Origin of the sequence: Corynebacterium sp. HMSC064E07, assembly GCF_001815745.1 — a bacterium.
GTDB lineage: Bacteria > Actinomycetota > Actinomycetes > Mycobacteriales > Mycobacteriaceae > Corynebacterium > Corynebacterium jeikeium_D.
This window is the reverse complement of record NZ_KV821793.1, coordinates 33,569-55,832: the sequence shown is the minus strand read 5'-3', so window position 1 is coordinate 55,832 and position 22,264 is coordinate 33,569. Positions and strand designations below refer to the sequence as shown.

The window sequence follows — 22,264 nt, the reverse complement described above, 5'->3', positions numbered from 1 at the left end:
CATTGGCCAAGTTGTCGTTCTCCGCCTGTGTCACTGTGCATTCCTTTCCGCAATGGAGGGCTGTCCACCCTGGTTATGCTGCGCCTTTTTCGGCTCGATGACCTTATCACCTATCTTGTCCACCGCAAGAGCAGTGGCTGTACCCAGCGCTGCTCCGAGAGCGACATCGGTTGGGTAATGAACTCCCAGCACCAGGCGGGAGAGCATAATCGCCGGCACGCCCACGGCCGGTGCTGCCGGGTAACCCAACTTTGCAATCCCCACCAGCGCCGCCGTCGTCGACGTCGCGTGCGAGGACGGGAAACTCAGCTTGCTTGGCGTACCAACGCCGATTGCTATACGACGATCATGGGGACGCGGGCGACGGACAATGCGCTTAAGCACCACTGATGCCGCATGCGAGGTAAAAGCGGCCACACCGACCTTTGCCCAGCCAATGCGTCGCTCCTTATCCACCGCCGCCCCGAGAGCAGCGAGCCCCATCCATCCGAGGGCGTGCTCACCGAAATAGCTCATGGCACGCGCGGTGGGCAGCACCCCCGGAACGTCGTTAAGCGTGTGCTGAATATTAACGAGAACGTCGGACTCGCCGAACGGATCGCCTTTAATTTTCGAAGACATTCGCCCAGGCCTTCCTACTGGTCAGATCGTCATAGGCTGCGCGGTAGCGTGCCTGCATTTGCTCAAACCGTTCCCCAACCTGCTTTTGCAGCTCCCAGGATTCTTCCAGCAGAGCCTTAGCCTTGTCGCGGTCACGCTGGCGATACACCACGCCACGGCCGTCAGCGGTAGTAACTGTGGCACCGTCCAAGCGAGACAGGGAGAACCAACGAGCCTCTAGCGGCGCCAGGTTCGCCTGCGGCACCTCGTGGTGCTCGGAGTTTTCCGGGCGCACGCTGTGCAGCAGCCCCTTGGCCAGCCAACCGACCTTCTTCAGCTTGCCCAGACGACCACCGACATCCTTTGTCGGAACCCCCGGAATACCGGAGGGCTTTGGCAGATCACCTGCACTCGGCAGCACGACCGCGTCGGGGAAGCTCTTGCGCAGGGCATTGATGCGCGGCAGCGAAGATTCGAGAATGTCGAACAGATGCTCCGGACCTGCCAGGAAGTCCTTCATGGCTTCGTTTTGGATGGCAACAGTGGAGTACTCCAGGCACAGGAGGTGCTTGAACGTGGCCTTGCGCATGGAACGCACGATGCCGGCAGCATCGCCCTCGTGCTGAAGAGCCGCGACAATCAAGCGGTTGCGCAGGTGGAAGTACGCCTGCCAATCAATCGCATCGTCCTTATCCGACCAGGCCATATGCCAAATTGCAACGCCCGGCCACGTGGCCGTCGGGAAGCCTGCCCTGCCTGCGCGCAGGCCGTATTCGGCATCGTCCCACTTAATAAACAGAGGCAGCGGCTGACCGATTGTCTCAGCAGCGACGCGCGGAATCAGGCACATCCACCAGCCGTTGAACTCAACATCGATGCGACGGTGAAGGTCCTTCGAATCAACAACCTCACCGGTTGCGTTAGTGCCGTGCTCCCCGCGATCGCGCAGCGGGTGCGCATAAAAGTCGTGGTCATAGTGGACGTGTGGCGCGGAGGTCCACATGAAGTCATGGCGGCCGATGACTTCACCCATCGAGTGCAAGTGGCTGCGCTCCTGCAGGTTCAGCATCTGACCGCCAACCAGCATCGGGGACTTCGCGAACCGGCCAACAGCGACCGCGCGCAGAATAGAATCCGGTTCGATGGCGATGTCGTCATCCATGTAGAGGATGAACGGGCTATCGGTCGCACGCTTCGAATCCGAATCCGGACCCCCCAGGGCCTCGTACATAATGCGGGAGTACCCGCCAGAACCACCGAGATTTCCCTGCGGGAAGATACGCAGGCGGTCACCGAAGTGCTCGGCGACAGCATCGAAGCCCGGCTCGTCTGCCGGATGCTTGGTGCCCTGGTCAGGCATCAAAACAGCGTCGATAATGGCATCGACTTCAGGATCCGAGGACAGCGCCTCAAGAGCAGCAACTGCATCGGTCGGGCGATTGAACGTCGGGATACCGATAGTGACGCGCCCCTCCGGCGCCGGGTGCTCCGTGCCGTCCGGGTACGTCTGGCTCGGCGCCTCAATATCGGAGTACCAACCTGCGGAGTGGATTACCACGTCCGTCTCACAGGTGAGGTCGAACCAAATCCAGCCGCCGTCTTCAAATTGCGTCAGCGGTACTGGGATTTCGCAAACATGCACATCCTTGCCGTCCACCTTGGCTTCTGCGCCTTCAGCAGCAGCGCCCAGGTCACCGACAACTTCGCCGGTCACGGCGATACGCGCACCGTCAATCTTCGAACGGTAGATGTCCACGCGCGCGGTACCGGACAGCTCCAGGCGCAGGACAACATTGTCCAGATTCGTCCACCGGCGCCAGTAGCTGGCCGGAAACGCATTGAAATAGGTTTCAAAACTAACTTCATCACCCGCCGGAATGGTGGCTGACGTGCGCGAATGCGCTTGCACACGACCGGCATTAGTCTCCGGCTCAACCAAGTAGAGCGAGCGGACATCACGCGGCTCACCCAATTTTGGCAGCAGAATCCGCTGCAGGCGTTCAACGGCAAGGCTTGACGACGTTGTCGGGGTATGTGTCCGCTTTTGTTCAGGCTGTGATGCCATGAGACGTATCAACCACTTTCCGAAAGGTCTACCGGGGGTGTAGCCGCCGATAAGTTACCGACGTTTCTATCTCATAGCATCCTAGTGCCCGTGGCGGATTGCCTCTTGTTGCCACGCTAGCGACAGGCCAGAATGTAAAAGCCCCTACGCGCTGCGGACTATCTGCTGCGCATAGGGACTTTTCGTTCAGGTTCTAGTTTTAAGCTCCGAGGAAACCTTCGATGCGGGCTTTGGAGTTCTGGAGGTTGCGATCCCAGGTCGGCCAATCGTGGATACCGGTCGGCTCGTATTCAAAGGTGGCATCCAAACCGGAGGTACGAGCACGCAACTCAAACTCGCGGGTTGACAAGCGGGACAGCGACTCCAGCGCAACGCCACCGGCCTTCGGAACAACACGGTAGAGGTTCTTCGGGTCACGAACCTCATCCGGAACACCATTTGCCGAGGTAATAACCAGATCCAGCCCCTTCATCTTCTCGACGTTCAGGTACGGATCATTGCGGACACGCTCCGCTGACATAGGCGCACCCCACATGTCGAAGGAGCTGTAGCCAGCCGACAACTGAGCAGCCTCAATTGCAGTGGTCATACCCGGCGCAGTGGTGTGCAGGTAACCGGAGAAGGCAAGAGCCTGACCGAACTGGTCTCGGTGGTTGTATGCCAGCGACAGTGCAGCAGATGCGCCCATGGACAGACCTGCAATGGAGTTACCAGTGCGAGAAATGCCGAACTCACGCTCAAGGTAAACCGGCAGTTCCTGAGTCAGGAAAGTCTCCCACATGTTTACAAACGGACCGTGCACACTAACCGACGGACGCTTCCAGTCGGTGTAGAAGCTACCGCCGCCACCACCTGGAATAACCAGGTTGACGTTGGATCCCTCAAAAGTACGTGGGGCGTTACCGTGCTCCACCCAGTCTGAGGCATCAGCCGGGCTACGCAGGCCATCTAGCAGGTAGAGAGCCTTGTTACCGCCATTGGCCGAGGCCACAATCTGAACCGGAATATTACGATCCATGGCCGGCGAATAAACCTGGCACTTCTGGGTGAAGTACCGGTACGAATCCCACTCACAACCCGGGCGCAGCGAGCCTCGGTCACCCGCCGCGCTCGCTGCCGGCGCCATGGTCAATGCAGACGCAGCCACAGCTACTGCGGACGCAACGACTGCAACCTTTCGGCGCCAACCACGGAAAGTAGAGGTGATTTTCACGTGTGCATTCTCCTCACAATGTGCGATTCCCCACGGCCGGTGGGAGCTATCAGGCGTGTTTCCTCTTCAGGGAATTACCTTAAGAAACAGTAAGTCTTCGACAAACTTACCCGCATTCACTGTCGTTTTCCAGCAGAACACGTCGAAACCCCACCTTTCGGCGGGTTCCGGTATTCGCGTTTCTACTGCGCAAGCTCGCGCGACTCCCGCGCCCCGCGCCAGGTAATAATCGCGCCAGCCGCCGCGATCAGCACGATGCCCAGCGCCATAGACCAGGTCACTCGGTCACCGGAAAACGCCCAGCCCAGGATTGCACCGATGACCGGGTCCAGTGCAAAGAGCGTGCCGACGACCGCCGCTGAGACAATCCCCGCAGCGATGGTGTCCATCACGTAGGGAATAACAGCGCCAATAAACCCGGAAATAACGATTGTGGCCCACATCGAACCGTCGACAAGCGGTGCAGCGGAAACAGAAAATGGCGCGAGCACGATTGCTGCGACGACCACTGACAGCGCCAGGTCGGGCATGCCGCCGCCCTCGGTGCTGCCCATTCGGGCGGAGAAGAGCGTGTAAGCGCCGAAGAAGATTGCGCCGATTGCGGCGTAACCAATGCCGATAATGTCAAGGTCATTGGAGGGCTGGGCGATCAGGGCAACGCCGATGAAAGCGACGATGGCCCACAGGCGGGAGCGCCACATTTTCAGCCCCAGGAAAGACACGACGCAGGGGCCGAGGAAGTCGATGGTGACGGCGACGCCCTGCGGGAGGCGCGCGATGGCTGCGTACACCATCATGCTCATCATGCCCATGGCGATGCCGTAGACCACGATGTTGATGGCGCGGGCGCGGGTCATTCCGGACAGTTTTGGCCGGAACAGAACCACCATAATGATGGCGGCGGCGGTCATGCGCAGGCCTGATATGCCCGGCGCGCCGACCGTGGAAAGCATGCCAGTGACCAGCACGGCTGCAGCCTGGGTACCAAGAGAACCGATAAGAACCAGAATGACAGGCGCCACCGGCAGGGTGAGAAACTTGTTCACACGCTGCAGCAATGGCCCCTGGTGGGGAACTTCGGTTTGGCTTTTCTCACGCGACACTCGCGCAATACTAGCGCGGGAGCCGGAAGCGGCAAATTAGTGCCCGCGCTCCTGCTCGATTGCTTCGCCGTCGTTGAAGAACGGCGCAATCTTGTTGTCGAACATCGACAGTGCAGAACCGATTGCCATGTGCATGTCCAGGTACTGGTAGGTGCCCAGACGACCACCGAAGAGAACCTTGTTCTCCTGCGCTTCTGCTGCAGCGAGCTTGCGGTAGGCCTCCAGCATCTCGCGGTCTTCCGGAGTGTTGATCGGGTAGTACACCTCGTCGCCATCGTCGGCGAAGCGGGAGTATTCCTTAACAATTACTGTCTTGTCCTTGACGTAATCGCGCTCCGGGTGGAAGTGGCGGAACTCGTGGATACGGGTGTACGGCACATCCGCGTCGTTGTAGTTCATCACTGGAGTGCCCTGGAAATCGCCGGTGTTAACAACCTCCATCTCGAAGTCCAGCGTGCGCCAACCCAGCTTGCCCTCTGCGTAGTCGAAGTAGCGGTCCAGCGGGCCGGTGTAGACGACCGGGGCGTCCGGGGAGACAGCGCGCAGTTCGTCGCGCACCTCAAACCAGTCGGCGTCAACAACGACGTCAATCTTGTCGGAGGTCACCATGTTTTCCAGCCAGGCGGTGTAGCCGTCGACAGGCAGACCTTCGTAGGTGTCGTTGAAGTAGCGGTTATTAAAGGTGTAGCGAACTGGCAGGCGGGTGATGTTGCCGGCCGGCAGGTTCTTCGGGTCGGTCTGCCACTGCTTGGCGGTGTAGTGCTTGACAAATGCCTCGTACAGCGGGCGACCAATCAGGGAGATTGCCTTTTCCTCAAGGTTCTTCGCGTCACGTGGATCCAGGCCATCGGTCTGGTCCTTAATCAGCTGACGAGCCTCGTCCGGGCTGTAGTACTTGCCGAAGAACTGGTTGATCAGCCCCAGCCCCATCGGGAACTGGTATGCGGTGCCCTTGTACATAGCGAACACGCGGTGCTGGTAGTCGGTGAAGTCAGTGAACTGGTTGACGTAGTCCCACACCCTCTTATTAGAGGTATGGAACAGGTGCGCACCGTACTTGTGCACCTCGATGCCAGTCTCCGGCTCTGCCTCCGAGTAGGCGTTGCCGCCGATGTGGTTGCGGCGTTCGACAACGAGCACGCGCTTACCCAGCTCAGTGGCGGTCCGCTCAGCAACGGTCAAACCGAAGAAACCCGAACCGACCACGATGAGGTCGTAGGTGTTGTCCTTGATGTCCTGTAGGGACTTCGGAGCAAATTCATTGGCAGTGGTGTTCTTTTCGCTACTCACGCCTTAAAACCTATTGCATTTCCATCCGGTTTGCGGGTGTACACGCGGGCTTTACGACGTCCACGTGAGCCCAGCCCAACGTTCGTTTGGTCACATTATTTGATAATTTTCCCAAAATTAACGAGGAAACACAGATGTCTCACTAGATTTTTTTAGTCACACTGGTAACATCCTCCTCAGAATTTTCTGTTGCTTTGCAACTTTCCTTCCCTTCGACCCCGGGGTAGGCCTCGGGTCGATAACCCTGTACCCCATTTTTTTGGAGCTTTTACCGTGCCAACTCGCCGTCGCATCAATGCCCCGTCGATGGGCCGTCGCACCTTCCTCTATGGACTGGCAGCTACTACTGCCGCAGCTCCACTAGCAACATGGGGCATTCGCCAGGCCCCTACCCTGGTTGAAAGCCCAGGCGTAGGCCCCATCGCGGCCAAGATCTCAACATCGCCGCTGGTTGACGCTGTCACGATGATGATTGACGACGCAGCCGTCGGCACGCATGCCATTACCGATGCCCTGCACCCGCTTCGCGGATTCGTGAAGGACATCACCCGCGACGAACCGTTCTCCCAGTTCGCCCTGACCTGGCCGGGCGATGACAATCTGCAGCTCTACGTTCGCGCCGAGCGCGAAGACGGCAGCTTTGGCCCGTGGTTCCACGCTGATTCACACGGTCCGATGAATAACTCCGGGCAGTCCGGCACCGAGCTGCTGTTCGTTGAGCCCACCCGTCGCGTGCAGGTGTCGACTGTCGGCCTGAACCTCCTCGAAGGCCTGGATCCCCGCAACATCATTGGTATCGACAACCTTGACCCCGCCACTATCGGCGATTCCCTGCAGGACCTCGTCAGCGCTACGGCCGCATTGTCCCTCAACGCTGTCCAGGCAGTTTTCATCGACGGCGTAGAGCAGGTCGGCGAGGTTATTCAGCCAGTTGCGTACGAGTCGTCGATTGCCGGCGCGCCAAATGTAATCAGCCGTGCAGCGTGGGGCGCAGATGAGTCCATCCGCAGCGGTTCGAGCTCCTACAGCACTTTCAAGGGCGCGTGCATCCACCACACCGCGGGTTCCAATAACTACTCAGAGTCCCAGGGACCAGCCATTGTCCGTGGCATTTATGCCTACCACGCAAATACGCTGGGCTGGGGCGATATTGGCTACAACGCGCTGGTCGATAAGTACGGCAACATCTACGAGGGCCGCTACGGCGGCCTGGACAAGAACATCGAGGGCGCACACGCAGGTGGCTTCAACAACGGCACCTTCGGTATCTCGGTGATGGGCAACCACGACCAGCTGGAGATTCCGGATGCGGCCGTCACCGCACTCGGCGAGATGGTCGGCTGGCGCATGAAGGTCGGTGGCGTCGATCCGATGTCCACCGCCGCACTGACCAGCGCCGGCTACTCGAAGGCACGCTACAGCTCCGGCCAGACCGTGAACCTCCCGGCCATCTTCGGTCACCGCGACACCGGCTACACCTCCTGCCCGGGCACCTTCGGCTACCAGCAGATGGATGCCATCCGCGCTGCAGCCAAAGCCAAGTTTGATGGTGCCGGTGGAGCGGATATCGCCGGCCGCTCGACGGATCCGAACAACCAGGACGGAGAGGCCGCCAGCATTCCGCCGATTCCGGGCACCGGCGAGTCGGGCGACAACGGCGGTTCCCTCGGAAACGTGGAAACGCCCACGCCAGGCGAGGTTCTCGGTGAGTTTCTAACTGATTCCCTGCCAGCGCACCCTGCCGAAGCTACGCAGGCCTGGTTCGCACCTCAGAACTAAGTTCCCCGCTTATCCACAACAGGCATAACCACATCACATTTGTGGTGTAGCACCAGATCTTCGCAATCACCCAGGAGTTATTACCGTGTTTAGTCGCCGCCGCATCAATCGCCGCGCAGGTGCCAAGCAATCCTTGGTACTCGCTGCCGTGGCGACCCTTGCCCTGACACCCGTTGCCGTTATCGGCGCAGGTGCCGCTTATGACCTCATCGAGGAAAACGGCGCCGGCCCCATCGACGCGGTTGTCCAGAGCAAGTCGCTTGCAGACAGCGCCTCTGTCCTCGTCGAAGACGCGGCAATCGCAACGCAGTCGCTTGCCGACGAGGCTCATCCCAACCGCGGTGTCGTCAAGGAAATTACCTCCGATACTGAGTTTTCCCAGTTTGCGCTGACGTGGGCCGGTGACCCTGATATCGCCAGCTTCGTCCGCGCCGAGCGAGCAGACGGCTCCTGGTCCGACTGGTTCAGCGTTGACCCGGACTACCCCGCTGAAGGCAATGGCAACGGCCTGAACGGAACGGAGCTCATCTACATCGAGCCAACCAAGCGCGTTCAGGTTTCCACCCACGGACTTAACATCTTCGGTCCGGGTTCCGGCGTGGATCTGAAGGACATCAAGGGCGCTGAGAAGCTGGATTTGTCCAAGCTCAACCTCGACGAGATTAATGCCGAGGGCGCCAAGAAGGCCGTGGAGGATGCAAAGGATTCCGCTACGGATGCGGCCAAGGATGTCGCCGAGGCCGCTTCCGACTACCAGCAGACTCCGGATGCAGCTCCTGGGGACGCACTCGATGACCCGACTGCTCCGAACGCTAACGACGCTGCAAATCTGGACTCGCCGAACCTCCCAGTGAAGTGGACGGACATCGAGCCGGTCGCCGATGAACTGCCGATCGACCAGGTCGACGCAGTGCTAATCGACGGCCAGGCTGCTGCATCCGGCATCGACCCAATTGTGGATGCCAAGAATGTCACGGGCATGCCGAAGGTCATTACCCGTGCCGGCTGGGGCGCCAACGAGAATAACCGCTGTAAGGGCGCGGACTACGACAGCAAGCTTGTCGGTGCCACCGTGCACCACACCGCTGGTTCAAACAACTACACCGAGAGCCAGTCCGCTGGTATCGTCCGCGGCATTTACCAGTACCACGCACAGACTCTGGGCTGGTGCGACATCGGATACAACGCCCTTGTCGACAAGTACGGCAACATCTACGAGGGCCGCTACGGTGGGCTGGATAAGAATGTCCAGGGCGCACACGCAGGTGGCTTCAACACCGGTACTTTCGGAATCTCCATGATGGGTAACTACTCTTCGGTTGCTCCCAGTGAGGCTGCACTGAACTCGGTGGGCAATATGATTGGTTGGCGCCTGAAGGTCGCCGGCATTAAGCCGACCGGCCAGATCCAGATGACCTCGGGTGGCACCAGCTACGCCAAGTATGGATACGGCCAGCAGGTCACTCTGCCGACAATCTTCGCGCACCGCGACGTTGGTAACACCACCTGCCCAGGTGATGCTGGCTACGCCCAGATGAGCAAGATCCGCTCGATTGCCGAGAAGAAGTACAACTCTCTCACCAGCGGAAAGATTGATAATGAGGGCCCTGACGGCTTGATTGATCTCCTCGTTCCGCAGGATGAAAAGGACGATAAGACCGCCGAGGACACAGACTCGCAGTCGAGCGAATCGACCGAGTCGAGCACGTCGACCTCGACCACTTCGACCACCTCGGCATCGACGGGTACGTCCACGACCTCGTCCTCCGAGAAGTCCTCGAGCGCATCGAGCACCACTTCGTCGACAACGTCGAGCTCCGACTCGACCACCTCGGGCACTTCGGATACCTCGGAGCCAACCGACGCCACGAACACCAGTGACACTGCTACGGCTGACTCCTCCGCACCGTCGGCAAGCGAGCAGAGCAACTCCTCCTCGCCGAGCGCATCCGACGAGCAGCAGAAGGCACAGGCTCTGGAGACAGTCTCGGGCGCACGTTCGATGCTGGCCTCGGCGCTGGGCATGCTCGGCGCACCGGGGCTCGGACAGACCGCCGATGCGATTCTGGGTGCCGTTGGACGCTCCATCGAAAACGGCCCATCGATTGCTGACCTGCCGGTCCTGATTGACCAGATCATCACTATCAATGAGCAGAACGACCTGGCTGCCGAATGGCGCCAAGTTTCCGAGGAAATGGGCTCCGTTCTCGGTTACGCAATGTCCGGTATCCAGAGCGGTTCTACCGTGGCGAACAATGCTGGCCAGGCCGATGCCCTGCGCTACGTGAAGTTCTCTAACGGCGTAATCACCGACTCCGACACCACCGGCGCTCACGCTATCTGGGGCAAGATTGCTGATGAGTGGGCCCGCCAGGGCTTCGAGGTCGGCAAGCTGGGCGCTCCGACGAAGACCCAGGTGGTCGATGGAAACATCGAGCGCGCTGAGTTCCAGAACGGTTCAATCACCTTCGACCGCACCACCGGCGAAGTCAAGACCGAGCTGAAGTAAACGCTGTCGAGCTCTGGGTGAGCTAGCTGGCGCGAGGAAACCCTCGAGGCTAGCTAGAACCAGCGCTCCAGCACACGAGCAACACCGTCATCATCATTGGTGGCGGTGATTTCGTCTGCAATCTCCTTGACGTTGTCAGCCGCATTGCCCATGGCCACACCCGTGCCCGCCCACGACAGCATCTCGATATCGTTCGGCATGTCACCGAAGCAGACCACATCTTTCGCGGTCGCTCCGACCAGTTCAGACACGTATTCCAGCCCGGCGCGCTTAGTCACGCCCGGCGCGGACACCTCCAACAGCCCGTCCGGCATGGAGTAGGTCACGTGCGCCAAGCTCGCGTCAATTGCGGGAGTGACCAGCTCATATAGCTGGGCACTGTTCACATCTGAGTTTCGCAGCAAGAGTTTCGTCGCGGGTTCTGACAACACGGCCTCTTCAGCAAGCTCACCGTGCTCATCCGATTCCCACGCATGGTCATAGGACGGCGCCACCACAAAAAGCTCATCGATGGCATCATTCGCCGACGTCCCAGCGCGCTCTGCCGCAATGCCGATTCCACCGATGGATCGCGCCGCTTCGCGCGCATGCTTGACGACGTATCGCAGCGTCTCCGGCTTCAGTGTGTTGGCGGCAACCACTTCATCACGGCCGGAGTCGTAAATCACGGCGCCATTGGCACACACGCACAACGGCTGAACCGGCAGCTGCTCGAGCACTGGTTGCAACCACCGAGCCGGCCTTCCCGTGGCCAGCACCAACGGGGTTCCGCGGCGTAGCATTCGCGTGACGGCCTGTCGCAGGCGGGGAGTTACCCGCTCCCGCGAGTCGATGAACGTCCCGTCAATATCCGAAGCTACGAGTAGTGGATGTAGTCTCTCGGTCACTTCGAACTACTTGCCGTCCTCACTGTTGTCATCTTCACCGTCATCGCAGAACCGGTCGTGCAACAACTGCAGCGTTGCGGCTACTCCCCCATGCTCGACCGTGTCGATTACCCAATCCGCGTTCTTCAGCAGGGACCAGTCCGCATCGGCCATAACTACCGGCATGCCGACACGCTGTGTGGCTTCCTCAAAGTTCGAGCGACCGGCAAAAAGAATCGCGGTTTCTTCCTTGCGAGCCTGCTTGCGCAGCGTGCTAACCACCGCATTTGTGACGTCCAGTTTGCTGGCGCCCTCCGGGAGTTCCACGACCTGCAGGTCAACCGACTCCAAAGCCGATAGATTCGGCTTATCTCCCGGTTCGTGCAGAACAACGATTGTGGCTCCGGCATCGCCGAGCTGCTGCAAGGCCTTCATGTTTTCTTCGCTGATATTGCCCGCGTCGTCGGCAAGCGATGCGGGGTAATCGAAGATGAACGTCTCCGGCTGAGCGGTGATGAGCCTGTTCAAGCGCTGTGGAAGCTTGTCGCGGATCATCATCGACTGGCCGATAAGACGGTAAACGGTCTGCTGCGTCTGTTCGACACCGGAGGCGGAGGCCTTCTCTAGTTGCACGTACGCTTCGCGGAAGGTCACGCGCATCGAATCCGTGGCCGTACGCACGGACTCCTTGCTCTCCTTAGCACCGGCGACAACATCATCAGCCATCTGTTCCACAGACTGACGGAACTGCGCCAACAAGGCGGTCGTCTGTTCCCTTCGGCGAGCAGACTCCGCGCTCATCGTTTGCGAGGCATCGAGGAACTGCTGCCTGGTCTGATCGCCGAACTCACGCGCACTATCGCCAAATTCACGTGCCGACTCGGCTAGCTTTTCCTTGAATGCGGCCAGGTCACCGCGCAAATGACGGATACGCTGACGCTCTTCTTCGACTTTCAGGTCCTCTGCCTGGGCCTCTTCGAAAGTCGGTGCGCCGCCGCCAAGGCGAGCCGGTACCCAGTAGGCGCCCTTCGGCAGCGGACCTTCTTCAGCTGCGTACTCGTCCCAGAGCTGACGGACACCCTGATCCATGATTTCGTGTAGCTTTTCGGTGGCCTCTGCCGGATCGCCCTCCGGGGTCCACGGCGGCAAAACCGTAATATGAATCGGAGTATTACTGCGACCGAGATGCTTGGGGTGCCCCTTCGTCCACACGCGCTGGGATCCCACAATCAGCACTGGGATGATGGGCTTGCCGGTGCGCTGCGCCATACGCACCGCACCCGACTTCAGATTCTTGACTTCAAAGCTGCGCGAGATAGTCGACTCCGGGAAGATGCCTACCAACTCGTCGTTTTCCAGCTTTGCGCAGGCCTCTTCGAAAGACTTGGAGCCGTCGGTGCGGTCGACCGGAATGTGCTTACAAGCACGCATGATTGGGCCTGCAATCGAATGGTCGAAAACTTCCTTCTTCGCCATAAAACGGACAAAACGACGATGCTTGCGGAATGGAAGACCGACATAGGTGAAGTCCATGTATCCGGTGTGGTTAGTAACGAGAACGGCGCCAGAGTCTTTCGGCACGTTTTCCCAGCCCTTAACGGTGAACTTCAAACCTTGGGCAAAGAAGACGGTGCGCGCCAATCCGATAATCGTTAAGTACACAGGATCCTTGAACATGGCCTTTACTCTACAATCTTTCGCACCCCTTAGCGGGGCGATATGTACTGGTATCTGAGACCCATGAATAAATGTCGTTACAGGCCCAGATCTATGTGTAAAAACCAGGTACATCCCCCTTGCGCGTACTGCGCACCTGTCATACAGTCCCGGTACACCCCATAGTCGCTTTTACCACCCCCGTTATGGGGTGCGCTCCGCTGGTGGGCATTCATTCCAAAAGTAGTAAACCTCTATTAACATACCTATCTACCTGCGGAAAACCAGACAACATTTTGGGGCGGGTTTTCTTGGCTTTTTGACCCATTGTTTATATCTACGTAACCGTAAGTTACCGCTTACAAGTAAGCCGATTTTTGGTACCCTGAGCCGTGAGCCGAGAAATTCTCTTCGACGAAAAATCAACGCCCCCACCGGGAAGGATTGGAAAATGTCGTCCTCTTCATCTCTCGCCCCATCTGCAGTTCTAAATAAGGAACAGCATGAAAAGACCTGGGAGAAATTCGGTACCGAGCAATACGACGTCGTCATTATCGGCGGCGGTTCTGTAGGCGCTGGCGCTGCACTCGATGCCGCAACCCGTGGTTTGAAGACTGCGGTCATTGAAACTCGTGACTTCGCAGGCGGTACCTCCAGCCGCTCCTCCAAGATGTTCCACGGCGGTCTGCGCTACCTGCAGATGTTGGACTTCCGCCTGGTAGCTGAATCCCTGCGCGAGCGCGAACTGTCCATGTCGCACCTGGCACCGCACCTGGTTAAGCCACTGCGCTTCGTCTTCCCGCTGACCCACCGCGTGTGGGAGCGCCCGTTCATGGCATCGGGCTTCTTCCTTTACGACGTCATGGGTGGCGCCAAGCAGGTTCCAATGCAGAAGCACTACTCCCGCAAGGGAACCCTGAAGCAGGCTCCGGGCCTGAAGGAAGATGCCGTGGTTGGCGGCGTTCGCTACTACGACACCCTGGTTGACGATGCCCGTCACACCATGACTGTCCTGCGCACCGCTGCTCACTTCGGCGCTGATGTCCGCACCTCCACTCAGGTTGTCGACTTCGTGAAGGAAGGCGAGCGCATCGTCGGCGCGAAGCTCCTTGACACCGACACCGGCGCCACCACCACCATCCGCGGCAGCGTTTTCGTCAATGCCACCGGTATTTGGTCCGATGAGATTGAGAAGCTGGCTGGCGTCACGGGCAAGTTCCGCGTCCACACCTCCAAGGGTGTCCACATTGTTATTCCGAAGTCCGCTCTTGAGGGCTCGGTGGCAATGACCTTCGTGACCGAGAAGTCCGTCCTGTTCGTTATCCCGTGGGGTGAATACTGGATTATCGGTACCACCGACACCGACTGGACCATGAATTTGGCCAACCCGGCAGCTACCCGCGCTGACATCGACTACATCCTCGATCACGTCAACGCCAAGGTTCGCCGTCCAATTACTTACGACGACATCGTCGGTGTCTACTCGGGTCTGCGGCCACTGGTGGAAGGCGACTCTGACTCCACCACCAACCTCTCCCGCAACCACGCTGTTGCCCACGTTGCCCCGGGCATGGTTTCCGTCGCAGGCGGTAAGTACACCACCTACCGCGTCATCGGTGCTGACACCATCGACGCTGCAGTCCAGGACGTCCCCCGCAAGGTACCGGAGTCCGTCACTGCAGATGTCCCGCTGCTCGGCGCTGACGGCTACCACGCACTGAACAACCAGAAGCCAGCCCTGGCCAAGCAGTTCGGTATCACCGAGAAGCAGGTCGAGCACCTGCTCAACCGTTACGGCTCCCTCATCTACGAGGTTCTGGCTCCGACAGCCGAGGACAAGTCCCTGCTCGAGCCGCTGGAGGCTGCTGAGCAGTACATGCGCGCTGAGGTTCTCTACGCCGTGACTCACGAAGGCGCAATGCACCTCGACGACATCCTGGAGCGCCGCCTGCGTGTCTCCATGGAGTACGCACACCGCGGTGTCGACAGCGCCCGGGCCACCGCTGAACTGGTTGCCCCAGCTCTGGGTTGGGACAAGGACACGATGGAGAAGGAGATTAAGGTCTTCATCGAGCGTGTCGAAGCAACTCTGGCAGCTGAACGTGAGCTGACTGACAAGGCCGCTAACGAGATTGCTGCTCATGCAGTGGAGACTCGCGCGGACGTCGATGTCAGCCTCGACCGCTAGTTTGCCCCCTCCCCTCCCCCCCGGTGGCCGTACGAGCTAGTTCTTAGATGGCCACCAACGCTGTAGCCACAACGAAATAGCTTTCCCTCTTGGGAAAACGGCTTCGCACTTCAAGGGGCTAATGGGCTCGAAATAAAAGTGCCGGCGAAAAGAATCAGTTCTCGCCGGCATTTCTTATACCCAAAGAATTTACGTTGCAAGATTCATCGTGACCTCGCCCGGTCACGACTCACAGAGAGTTTCTACATCTCATGGAGACAATCACAGGATCCCAGGCATTCCTCTGGGAGTTTTTCGGAACCGCCATTCTAATCCTCCTCGGTAACGGAGTCTGTGCTTCTATCAACCTCCGGACAACCCGCGCTGCAAATGCAGGCTGGTTGGGCATTGCCTTCGGCTGGGGTATGGCTGTTTTCGCTGGTGCATCTATTGCCGACGTATCCGGTGGGCACTTGAACCCTGCGGTAACCGTTGCCCTGGCCATCAAGGGCAGCCTGGGATGGGACCTGGTTCCGTACTATGTTGCAGGTCAGCTGTTGGGCGCATTCGTAGGTGCAATCCTGGCATGGGCCGCTTTTAAGCAGCTGTTCGACGCCAATGGTGTCGACGAAAACGGCAACCCAACCAATGCGAATGCCGAAACTGGCGGCAACTTCTTCACCGCGCCGGTTCACCCAAATAACTTTTGGAATGCCGTCACCGAGTTCATCGCGACCTTCGTTCTGCTCGCATTCATCCTGTTCGGCCCAGCCGGCGGCGAACTTGGCCCGCTGACCTACTTCGGTGTCTCGTTCATCATTGTGTCGATTGGTCTTTCCCTTGGTTCCCCGACCGGATACGCCATCAACCCTGTTCGTGACCTCGGCCCGCGTTTGGCCTACGCTTTCGTGCTCCCGATTAAGGGCAAGGGCGATGCGAACTGGGCCTATGCATGGGTTCCGATTGTCGCACCGATGCTGGCAGCCGTGGCTGCAGGCGCTCTTGCCTTTGCCATCGGATAACGGGAATATGAGAGTAATCGCACAATAAAATAGCGCAAGTCCGAAAACTCACATTTACACACAATTTCGCTAGGAGTATCCCCCATGATGCACAGCAAATATGTCCTCGCCATTGACCAGGGAACTACTTCCACCCGCTGCATCATCTTCAACCATGACGCAGAGATCGTCACTGTCGCCCAGATGGAGCACAAGCAGATCTTCCCGGAAGAGGGCTGGGTCGAGCACGATGCCCAGGAAATTTGGACCAACACCCGTCGCGTAGTCAGTGAAGCTCTCGCTGATGGCGACATCTCCTCCCAGGACATTGAGGCAATCGGTATCACCAACCAGCGCGAAACCACTGTCGTCTGGGACAAGAACACTGGTGAACCGGTCTACAACGCCATCGTCTGGCAGGACACCCGCACGAACACCATCTGTAAGGAGCTCATGGGGGATGAAGGCGCGGACCGCTGGCGTGAGACCACGGGCCTGCGTATCAACTCCTACCCGGCTGGACCAAAGGTACGCTGGATTCTCGACAACGTCGAGGGCGCTCGCGAAAAGGCTGAGGCTGGCGACCTACTCTTCGGCACTATCGACACCTGGCTGCTGTGGAATCTCACCGGCGGCGCAGAGGGCGACAACGGCGAATCTGCAGTTCACGCAACGGACGTCACTAACGCATCCCGTACTCTCCTGATGGACCTCAAGACCCTCGAGTGGGATGAGGACATTTGCCGTGAGATTGGCATTCCAATGTCGATGCTGCCGGACATCCGCCCGTCGGTAGGCGACTTCGGCCGCGTTCGCGCCCGCGATGCGCTGTCCGGCCTGCCCATTACAGGTATTCTCGGCGACCAGCAGGCCGCCATGTTCGGCCAGGGCTGCTTCGGCGAGGGCGACACCAAGAACACCTACGGCACTGGCCTGTTCATGCTGATGAATACCGGCGAGAACCCGAAGTGGTCCGAGCACGGCCTCATCTCCACCGTCTGCTACCAGGTCGAGGGTGAGAAGCCGGTCTACGCTCTCGAAGGCTCTGTCTCCATGGGCGGCGCACTTGTTCAGTGGCTGCGTGACGAGCTGCAAATGATTCCAAATGCCGCTTCCATCGAGAACAAAGCAAAGAGTGTCAAGGACAACGGTGGCGTGTACATCGTGCCGGCATTCTCCGGTCTCTTCGCTCCTCGTTGGCAGCCGGACGCCCGTGGCGTCATCGTCGGCCTGACTCGCTTCGTTAACCGCAACCACATCTCCCGCGCTGTGCTGGAGGCTGCTGCGTACCAGACCCGTGAGGTTCTCGATGCCATGGTCGCAGAATCCGGCACGGACATCACGACGCTGAGCGTTGATGGCGGCATGACCATGAACGAGTTCCTCATGCAGTTCCAGTCCGACATCCTAGATGTCACTGTCACGCGCCCGAACAACATTGAAACCACTGCTCTCGGCGCTGCATATGGTGCAGGTCTGGGCGTTGGCTTCTGGTCGAGCTTGGATGAGGTCAAGGCCCACATCACGATTGACAAGAAGTGGCGTCCGAAGATGGAGGCCGAAGAGCGCGATCGCCTGTTCCACCAGTGGAACCGTGCCGTTGAACGCACCTACGGCTGGGTCGAGGATACCGATGCTGAGGAGGCACCGAAGCCTGAATAAGCCCTCGTAAGAGCCTAAAAATGGCTCGGAAAACCGATTCGGTTTTCCGAGCCATTTTTATTATAAATTCAGGGCTTGTTTGTTATAATAAAATTATTATCACTACCATCCACTCCTCGATTGAAAATAGAAAAGAGCAATCATGCGTCGCGCATCGATTTTCACTGCGAGTGTGACCACCGCCCTGACTTTGGCACTGGCCACCCCGGCAGCATCAGCAGCCCCAACGGACTTCATCAAGAACCCGCTGGAGCCAACCCCTGACCCGCAGTCCACTGCAATGGTCGAACTGCCAACTACCCCGGCGCCGACCACTACAGTTGACGGACGCCACGTGACGGTCACCGACGGCTACATGACCTCACAGGATGGCAAGGGCACCCAGATTTACTGGAAGTCCAACACCATTCCGAACGCCAAGGCCACTGTCGTCGTCGTGCATGGCGCTGCAGAGCACCTGGGTCGCTACGAGTGGGTAACCGGCAAGCTTCTGAACGCCGGCTACAACGTCTACCGCCTCGATCACCGCGGTCACGGCCACACGGGTCAGGTTGAAGGCACTCCAGTTGCTCGTGGCCACATCGATGATTTCCACTCGCTTGTCGATGACCTGCACATGCTTGTAGAGAAGGCCAAGGCGGAGAACCCGAGCACGAAGACCTTCCTGCTCGGCCACTCCATGGGCGGTCTTGCTGTGGACTTCCACGGCATCAAGTACCCGGGCAGTGTCGACGGCATCGTCGCCAACGGCGGTGGCGCTCTGTTCAACCCCTACGGCGGCACAGACAAGGGCGAAACCATCACCCCAGAAGCCATGACCGATGTCCAGCGCGAAGCACAGCCGACGATTTACCAGCGTCTGCCGTTCCAGGACATGACTACTTTCAACACGCGCATGCTCAAGGAAGTACCGAACCGTGCCGAGATGCGCGTCCCATCGCTGCCGGGCACTGACCTGATTCAGGTTGGCAACCCGCTGGGTGCGAAAACCTCTTCTTCCCAGGCAGTGCGTGATGAATACGGCACTGATCCGTACAACAACTCCAAGCTTTCGCTCGGCATGGGACAGCAGATGGCGTTTGCCGCTACCTACAACGGCACCAACTCCGTCGACTTCGTTGAGCCGACCCTGGTCATGATGGGTGGCCAGGATGAGATTGTGCCGCCGTTCTTCTCGCGTGACTGGTACAACGGTATCTCGTCCACCGACAAGCAGCTGATCGAGTTCGAAGGCCAGTTCCACGAGACCTTCAATGAGCCGGCACAGCATGAGGCCATTGCGACGGCTATTGCCTGGCTTGATGCGCGCATCTAATTGAACGCTAAATAGGAACCGAGCTGCTTCCTAACAGTTACGAGTTCTTCATAGAGCTAACCCGGTGGAATGGGGGCGATTGTCTTCTGACAATTGCCCCCATTTTCTTTGCCCTGTTCTCTGCCAGCTGTATAGGCGTTCAGTACTTGGCAATACAAACTACCGGGAGTATAGTTGGCATTACAAGGTACTAGGTATGAAAAGCATTATGCTCAAACAACTTCCTTCTACCGCCGGAAAGAAAGCACAACGCTATGCCCAAACGTCCACAGACACAACTGAAGAAAGGGGTACTTGAGCTCGCCATTCTCAAGCTGATTTCTCGCGAAGAGCTCTATGGCGCGGCACTCGTCGCAAAGCTCAACGCCTACCCCCACCTCAGCGCGCCCGCGGGAACCGTCTACCCCCTACTCTCGCGGCTGACCACCAACGGCTTGATTAGCAATCGCTGGGAGGAATCCCCCAAAGGGCCGCCGCGCAAGTACTACTCACTGACAGCCAAAGGAAAGCAAACACTCACGCAACTGCATCAGGACTTCATCGACCTATCCGCCGACATGACCGCACTATTTTCCGAGGAGCCCCAATGAACACCTACCTCACTGCCATTGACCGCAAACTGCGCGAAATCGGCATATCGCACGCACAACGCAAGGCGATCATCGCCGAGCAGGAGAGTCTTCTGCAAGAGCTTAACGACGTCCACGCGGACCTGACCGAAGAGCTGGGAACGGCAACCGACTACGCAAATTGCGTAGCCGAACAAGTTGGTGAACCAAGCACCTTTCGCAGGTACCTCTCCAAACCGCTTCGGGTATTTACCAAAAGCGGTCGCGCTTCCCTGTGGAACATGGACGACCCACGAATCCTCCAACCTCACCTGTTGGGTTTTGGCTGGTCTATCAATTGGGCTGCAGTAGCCACCAAGCTGGGAATTGTCCGACCGGACGATATTGACGGTGAGGTTATCTCTGAAATTCCAGCTCGCGCACTGCAGGCGACCGCTCTTCTCCCCGCGGCCGTGACGGTTGCGCACGGCGTCGCACTGGCTATGTCCTGGAAGCAGTTGCCTGCAGAAGTCCACACGAAATGGAAGCTAAACGGCGAGGCAGTTCAGAAGACAGCACCGAAGGAAACTCTGCTTCTTCCCTTCGTGGTTTCTACGGTCGGAGCTGGATTTTCAGCTGCTTCGCTGCTCAAGGCAGATGACCGCGAAGATACTCTGCGTGTTGCGTCCCTAGGCGCGCTCGCAAGCACAATTGCACCATCTCAGCTGATCGGAGTCCTCACGGAAGAAAACTCCAAGACCAATCCGGCATTAGTCCAAGCTGGTGTTGCCGTGGCATCGGTCGCGGCTTCGTCTGCCTGCCTCGTCCTGCCCCTCCGAGCTGGGCTGAAGGCTGCGTGGAAGAAAGCTGGAGCAGCTTAAATCACGGTGCAGGATACATCAGCAGGTGAAAGACACATCAGCAAAATTGCTGTAATCCCGAATGTTGTACACAACCTCTACCACCTCGAGTGAGGCTATCCCCCTGGTTCAGTTGTGTTTTCGGTTGTGTTTCTACTCTCAACCTTCCTGGTGTTTTTACCTTCTCAATCCCCCAATTAATTTTTTAGCGCAGCTAAACAAGTCACGCCTGAAAAAAGCCACTTCACGACACCTATGTCACCTCGTGCCAGCTGTGGAGGTGGCATGAGGTGACATAGGTGTCGTGAAGTCGCGGATGAACTGGGGCGGGGCCGCACCTGCTTAACCGGCTCGCTTAACCGGCTCGAGAACTTCCTTGCCCATCATGAACGGACGCAGCGCCTCCGGAATCACCACAGAACCATCGGCCTGCTGGTGGTTTTCCAGAATGGCGACCAGCCAACGCGTCGTGGCCAGCGTGCCATTTAGGGTGGCGCAGTACTGTGACTTGCCATCGGCATCGCGGTAGCGGGTCTTCAAACGACGAGCCTGGAAAGTCGTGCAGTTCGAAGTCGAGGTCAACTCGCGGTAAGTGTTCTGCGTCGGCACCCACGCCTCGGTATCGAACTTGCGGGAAGCGGATGCACCCAGGTCGCCACCAGCAACATCGATGATGCGGTACGGAACATCGACCGCGGCCAGCATCTCGCGCTCCATGTTCAGCAGCTTCTGGTGCTCTGCCTCCGCCTGCTCCGGCGGACAGTAGGAGAACATCTCCAGCTTGTCGAACTGGTGCACACGCAGGATACCGCGGGTGTCCTTGCCGTAAGAGCCCGCTTCACGACGGAAACAGGAAGACCAACCAGCGTAGCGACGCGGCCCCTCCGACAGGTCAATAATCTCGTTGGAGTGGTAGCCGGCCAGCGCGACTTCCGAGGTACCGACCAGGTAGAGGTCATCTTCCTGCAGGTAGTAGATCTCATCGGAGTGCGCACCGAGGAAGCCAGTACCCGACATGGTCTCCGGACGAACCAGCACCGGCGGCACCATCAGCTGGAAGCCATTCTGAGTTGCCTTCTGAGCAGCCAGGTTCATCATGGCCAACTGCAGCATGGCACCGTAACCGGTCAGGAAGTAGAAGCGGGAACCGGAGACCTTGACGCCACGCTCCATATCAATAAGACCCAGCGACTCACCGAGGTCCAGGTGATCTTTGGGCTCAAAGTCGAACTGTGGAATCTCACCGATTTCCTCCAGCACGACAAAGTCATCTTCGCCGCCGGCGGGCGCACCCGTAACGATGTTGCCAATCAGGTACTGCAGGCGCTCGACCTCAGCCTCGGCTTCCTTCTGCTCCGCTTCGGCTGCCTTCACGGCGTCGGAAAGCTCCTTGGCCTTCTCCAGCATGGCCGGGCGCTCTTCCTTCGACGCCTGACCAATCTTCTTGCCGAAGCCCTTCTGCTCTGAACGCAGCGCGTCGGTGGAGGCAATAACCTCACGGCGCTTAGCGTCAGCTTCCAGCAGCTGATCGACCAATGCCGGGTCCTCACCACGGGTGCGCTGGGACTCGCGGGCTACTTCAGGGTTTTCGCGGAGAAATTTGAGATCAATCACGTCCCCTAGAGTACCT

At 58.7% G+C, this 22,264-nt stretch carries 16 protein-coding genes; 8 read left to right on the top strand and 8 right to left on the bottom strand.

Annotated features, from left to right (window positions below; genetic code table 11):
- Positions 1–30 precede the first annotated feature (30 nt).
- From HMPREF3053_RS00240 to glf, 5 genes are all read right to left on the bottom strand, one after another.
- Positions 31–621, bottom strand: a complete 591-nt coding sequence (locus HMPREF3053_RS00240) for a phosphatase PAP2 family protein (protein ID WP_049171825.1) — start codon at positions 619–621, stop codon at positions 31–33.
- A complete protein-coding gene (locus HMPREF3053_RS00235) occupies positions 605–2,665 on the bottom strand; it encodes a glycosyltransferase (protein ID WP_070767091.1) in 2,061 nt (686 codons plus the stop codon). Before HMPREF3053_RS00235 ends, HMPREF3053_RS00240 begins: the two co-directional genes overlap by 17 nt.
- A 199-nt stretch (positions 2,666–2,864) precedes the next feature.
- On the bottom strand, positions 2,865–3,878 hold the full coding sequence (locus HMPREF3053_RS00230; protein ID WP_070767090.1) for an alpha/beta hydrolase: 1,014 nt from the start codon (positions 3,876–3,878) through the stop codon (positions 2,865–2,867).
- 182 nt (positions 3,879–4,060) lie between these two features.
- Positions 4,061–4,981 carry an EamA family transporter gene (locus HMPREF3053_RS00225; protein WP_240593257.1) on the bottom strand — a complete coding sequence of 307 codons (921 nt, stop codon included), beginning with the start codon at positions 4,979–4,981 and terminating at the stop codon, positions 4,061–4,063.
- A gap of 36 nt (positions 4,982–5,017) precedes the next feature.
- Positions 5,018–6,214, bottom strand: coding sequence for a UDP-galactopyranose mutase (gene glf, locus HMPREF3053_RS00220; RefSeq protein ID WP_042388989.1), 1,197 nt, complete (start codon positions 6,212–6,214; stop codon positions 5,018–5,020).
- Between the two features lie 330 nt (positions 6,215–6,544).
- Here glf and HMPREF3053_RS00215 point away from each other — a divergent pair, with 330 nt between their 5' ends.
- On the top strand, positions 6,545–8,050 hold the full coding sequence (locus tag HMPREF3053_RS00215; protein WP_070767089.1) for an N-acetylmuramoyl-L-alanine amidase: 1,506 nt from the start codon (positions 6,545–6,547) through the stop codon (positions 8,048–8,050).
- An 85-nt stretch (positions 8,051–8,135) separates the two neighbouring features.
- A complete protein-coding gene (locus HMPREF3053_RS00210) occupies positions 8,136–10,559 on the top strand; it encodes an N-acetylmuramoyl-L-alanine amidase (RefSeq protein ID WP_070767088.1) in 2,424 nt (807 codons plus the stop codon).
- 53 nt (positions 10,560–10,612) lie between these two features.
- Here the strand turns inward: HMPREF3053_RS00210 and HMPREF3053_RS00205 are convergent, their stop codons facing one another.
- A complete protein-coding gene (locus tag HMPREF3053_RS00205; protein WP_016421653.1) occupies positions 10,613–11,446 on the bottom strand; it encodes a Cof-type HAD-IIB family hydrolase in 834 nt (277 codons plus the stop codon).
- Positions 11,447–11,452: 6 nt separating this feature from the next.
- Positions 11,453–13,102, bottom strand: coding sequence for a 1-acyl-sn-glycerol-3-phosphate acyltransferase (locus HMPREF3053_RS00200; protein ID WP_049171833.1), 1,650 nt, complete (start codon positions 13,100–13,102; stop codon positions 11,453–11,455).
- 430 nt (positions 13,103–13,532) lie between these two features.
- Between HMPREF3053_RS00200 and HMPREF3053_RS00195 the strand changes: the two genes are divergently transcribed.
- From HMPREF3053_RS00195 to HMPREF3053_RS00170, 6 genes are all read left to right on the top strand, one after another.
- Entirely contained in the window at positions 13,533–15,269 is a 1,737-nt protein-coding gene (locus tag HMPREF3053_RS00195) for a glycerol-3-phosphate dehydrogenase/oxidase (RefSeq protein WP_016421655.1), read from the top strand.
- Positions 15,270–15,520: 251 nt separating this feature from the next.
- On the top strand, positions 15,521–16,270 hold the full coding sequence (locus HMPREF3053_RS00190; protein WP_187401458.1) for an MIP/aquaporin family protein: 750 nt from the start codon (positions 15,521–15,523) through the stop codon (positions 16,268–16,270).
- An 84-nt stretch (positions 16,271–16,354) separates the two neighbouring features.
- Positions 16,355–17,911, top strand: a complete 1,557-nt coding sequence (glpK, locus tag HMPREF3053_RS00185; protein ID WP_070437295.1) for a glycerol kinase GlpK — start codon at positions 16,355–16,357, stop codon at positions 17,909–17,911.
- A 142-nt stretch (positions 17,912–18,053) separates the two neighbouring features.
- Entirely contained in the window at positions 18,054–19,226 is a 1,173-nt protein-coding gene (locus HMPREF3053_RS00180) for an alpha/beta hydrolase (RefSeq protein WP_070767087.1), read from the top strand.
- Positions 19,227–19,480: 254 nt separating this feature from the next.
- Complete coding sequence (locus tag HMPREF3053_RS00175) at positions 19,481–19,816, top strand: PadR family transcriptional regulator (protein WP_049190945.1); 336 nt, start codon at positions 19,481–19,483, stop codon at positions 19,814–19,816.
- Positions 19,813–20,655 (top strand): DUF5808 domain-containing protein, encoded by an 843-nt coding sequence (locus HMPREF3053_RS00170; protein ID WP_070767086.1) that lies wholly within the window; start codon positions 19,813–19,815, stop codon positions 20,653–20,655. The genes HMPREF3053_RS00175 and HMPREF3053_RS00170 overlap by 4 nt, the downstream gene beginning before the upstream one ends.
- Before the next feature lie 321 nt (positions 20,656–20,976).
- Here the strand turns inward: HMPREF3053_RS00170 and serS are convergent, their stop codons facing one another.
- Positions 20,977–22,248, bottom strand: a complete 1,272-nt coding sequence (serS, locus tag HMPREF3053_RS00165) for a serine--tRNA ligase (RefSeq protein WP_070767085.1) — start codon at positions 22,246–22,248, stop codon at positions 20,977–20,979.
- Between the last annotated feature and the right edge of the window lie 16 nt (positions 22,249–22,264).

Excerpts from the sequence above, each read along its gene's own strand:
- HMPREF3053_RS00240 (WP_049171825.1), bottom strand. The coding sequence starts at position 621 with ATGTCTTCGAAAATTAAAGGCGATCCGTTCGGCGAGTCCGACGTTCTC.
- HMPREF3053_RS00235 (WP_070767091.1), bottom strand. The coding sequence starts at position 2,665 with ATGGCATCACAGCCTGAACAAAAGCGGACACATACCCCGACAACGTCG.
- HMPREF3053_RS00200 (WP_049171833.1), bottom strand. The coding sequence starts at position 13,102 with ATGTTCAAGGATCCTGTGTACTTAACGATTATCGGATTGGCGCGCACC.
- HMPREF3053_RS00195 (WP_016421655.1), top strand. The coding sequence starts at position 13,533 with ATGTCGTCCTCTTCATCTCTCGCCCCATCTGCAGTTCTAAATAAGGAA.
- HMPREF3053_RS00190 (WP_187401458.1), top strand. The coding sequence starts at position 15,521 with ATGGAGACAATCACAGGATCCCAGGCATTCCTCTGGGAGTTTTTCGGA.
- glpK (WP_070437295.1), top strand. The coding sequence starts at position 16,355 with ATGATGCACAGCAAATATGTCCTCGCCATTGACCAGGGAACTACTTCC.
- HMPREF3053_RS00180 (WP_070767087.1), top strand. The coding sequence starts at position 18,054 with ATGCGTCGCGCATCGATTTTCACTGCGAGTGTGACCACCGCCCTGACT.
- HMPREF3053_RS00175 (WP_049190945.1), top strand. The coding sequence starts at position 19,481 with ATGCCCAAACGTCCACAGACACAACTGAAGAAAGGGGTACTTGAGCTC.
- HMPREF3053_RS00170 (WP_070767086.1), top strand. The coding sequence starts at position 19,813 with ATGAACACCTACCTCACTGCCATTGACCGCAAACTGCGCGAAATCGGC.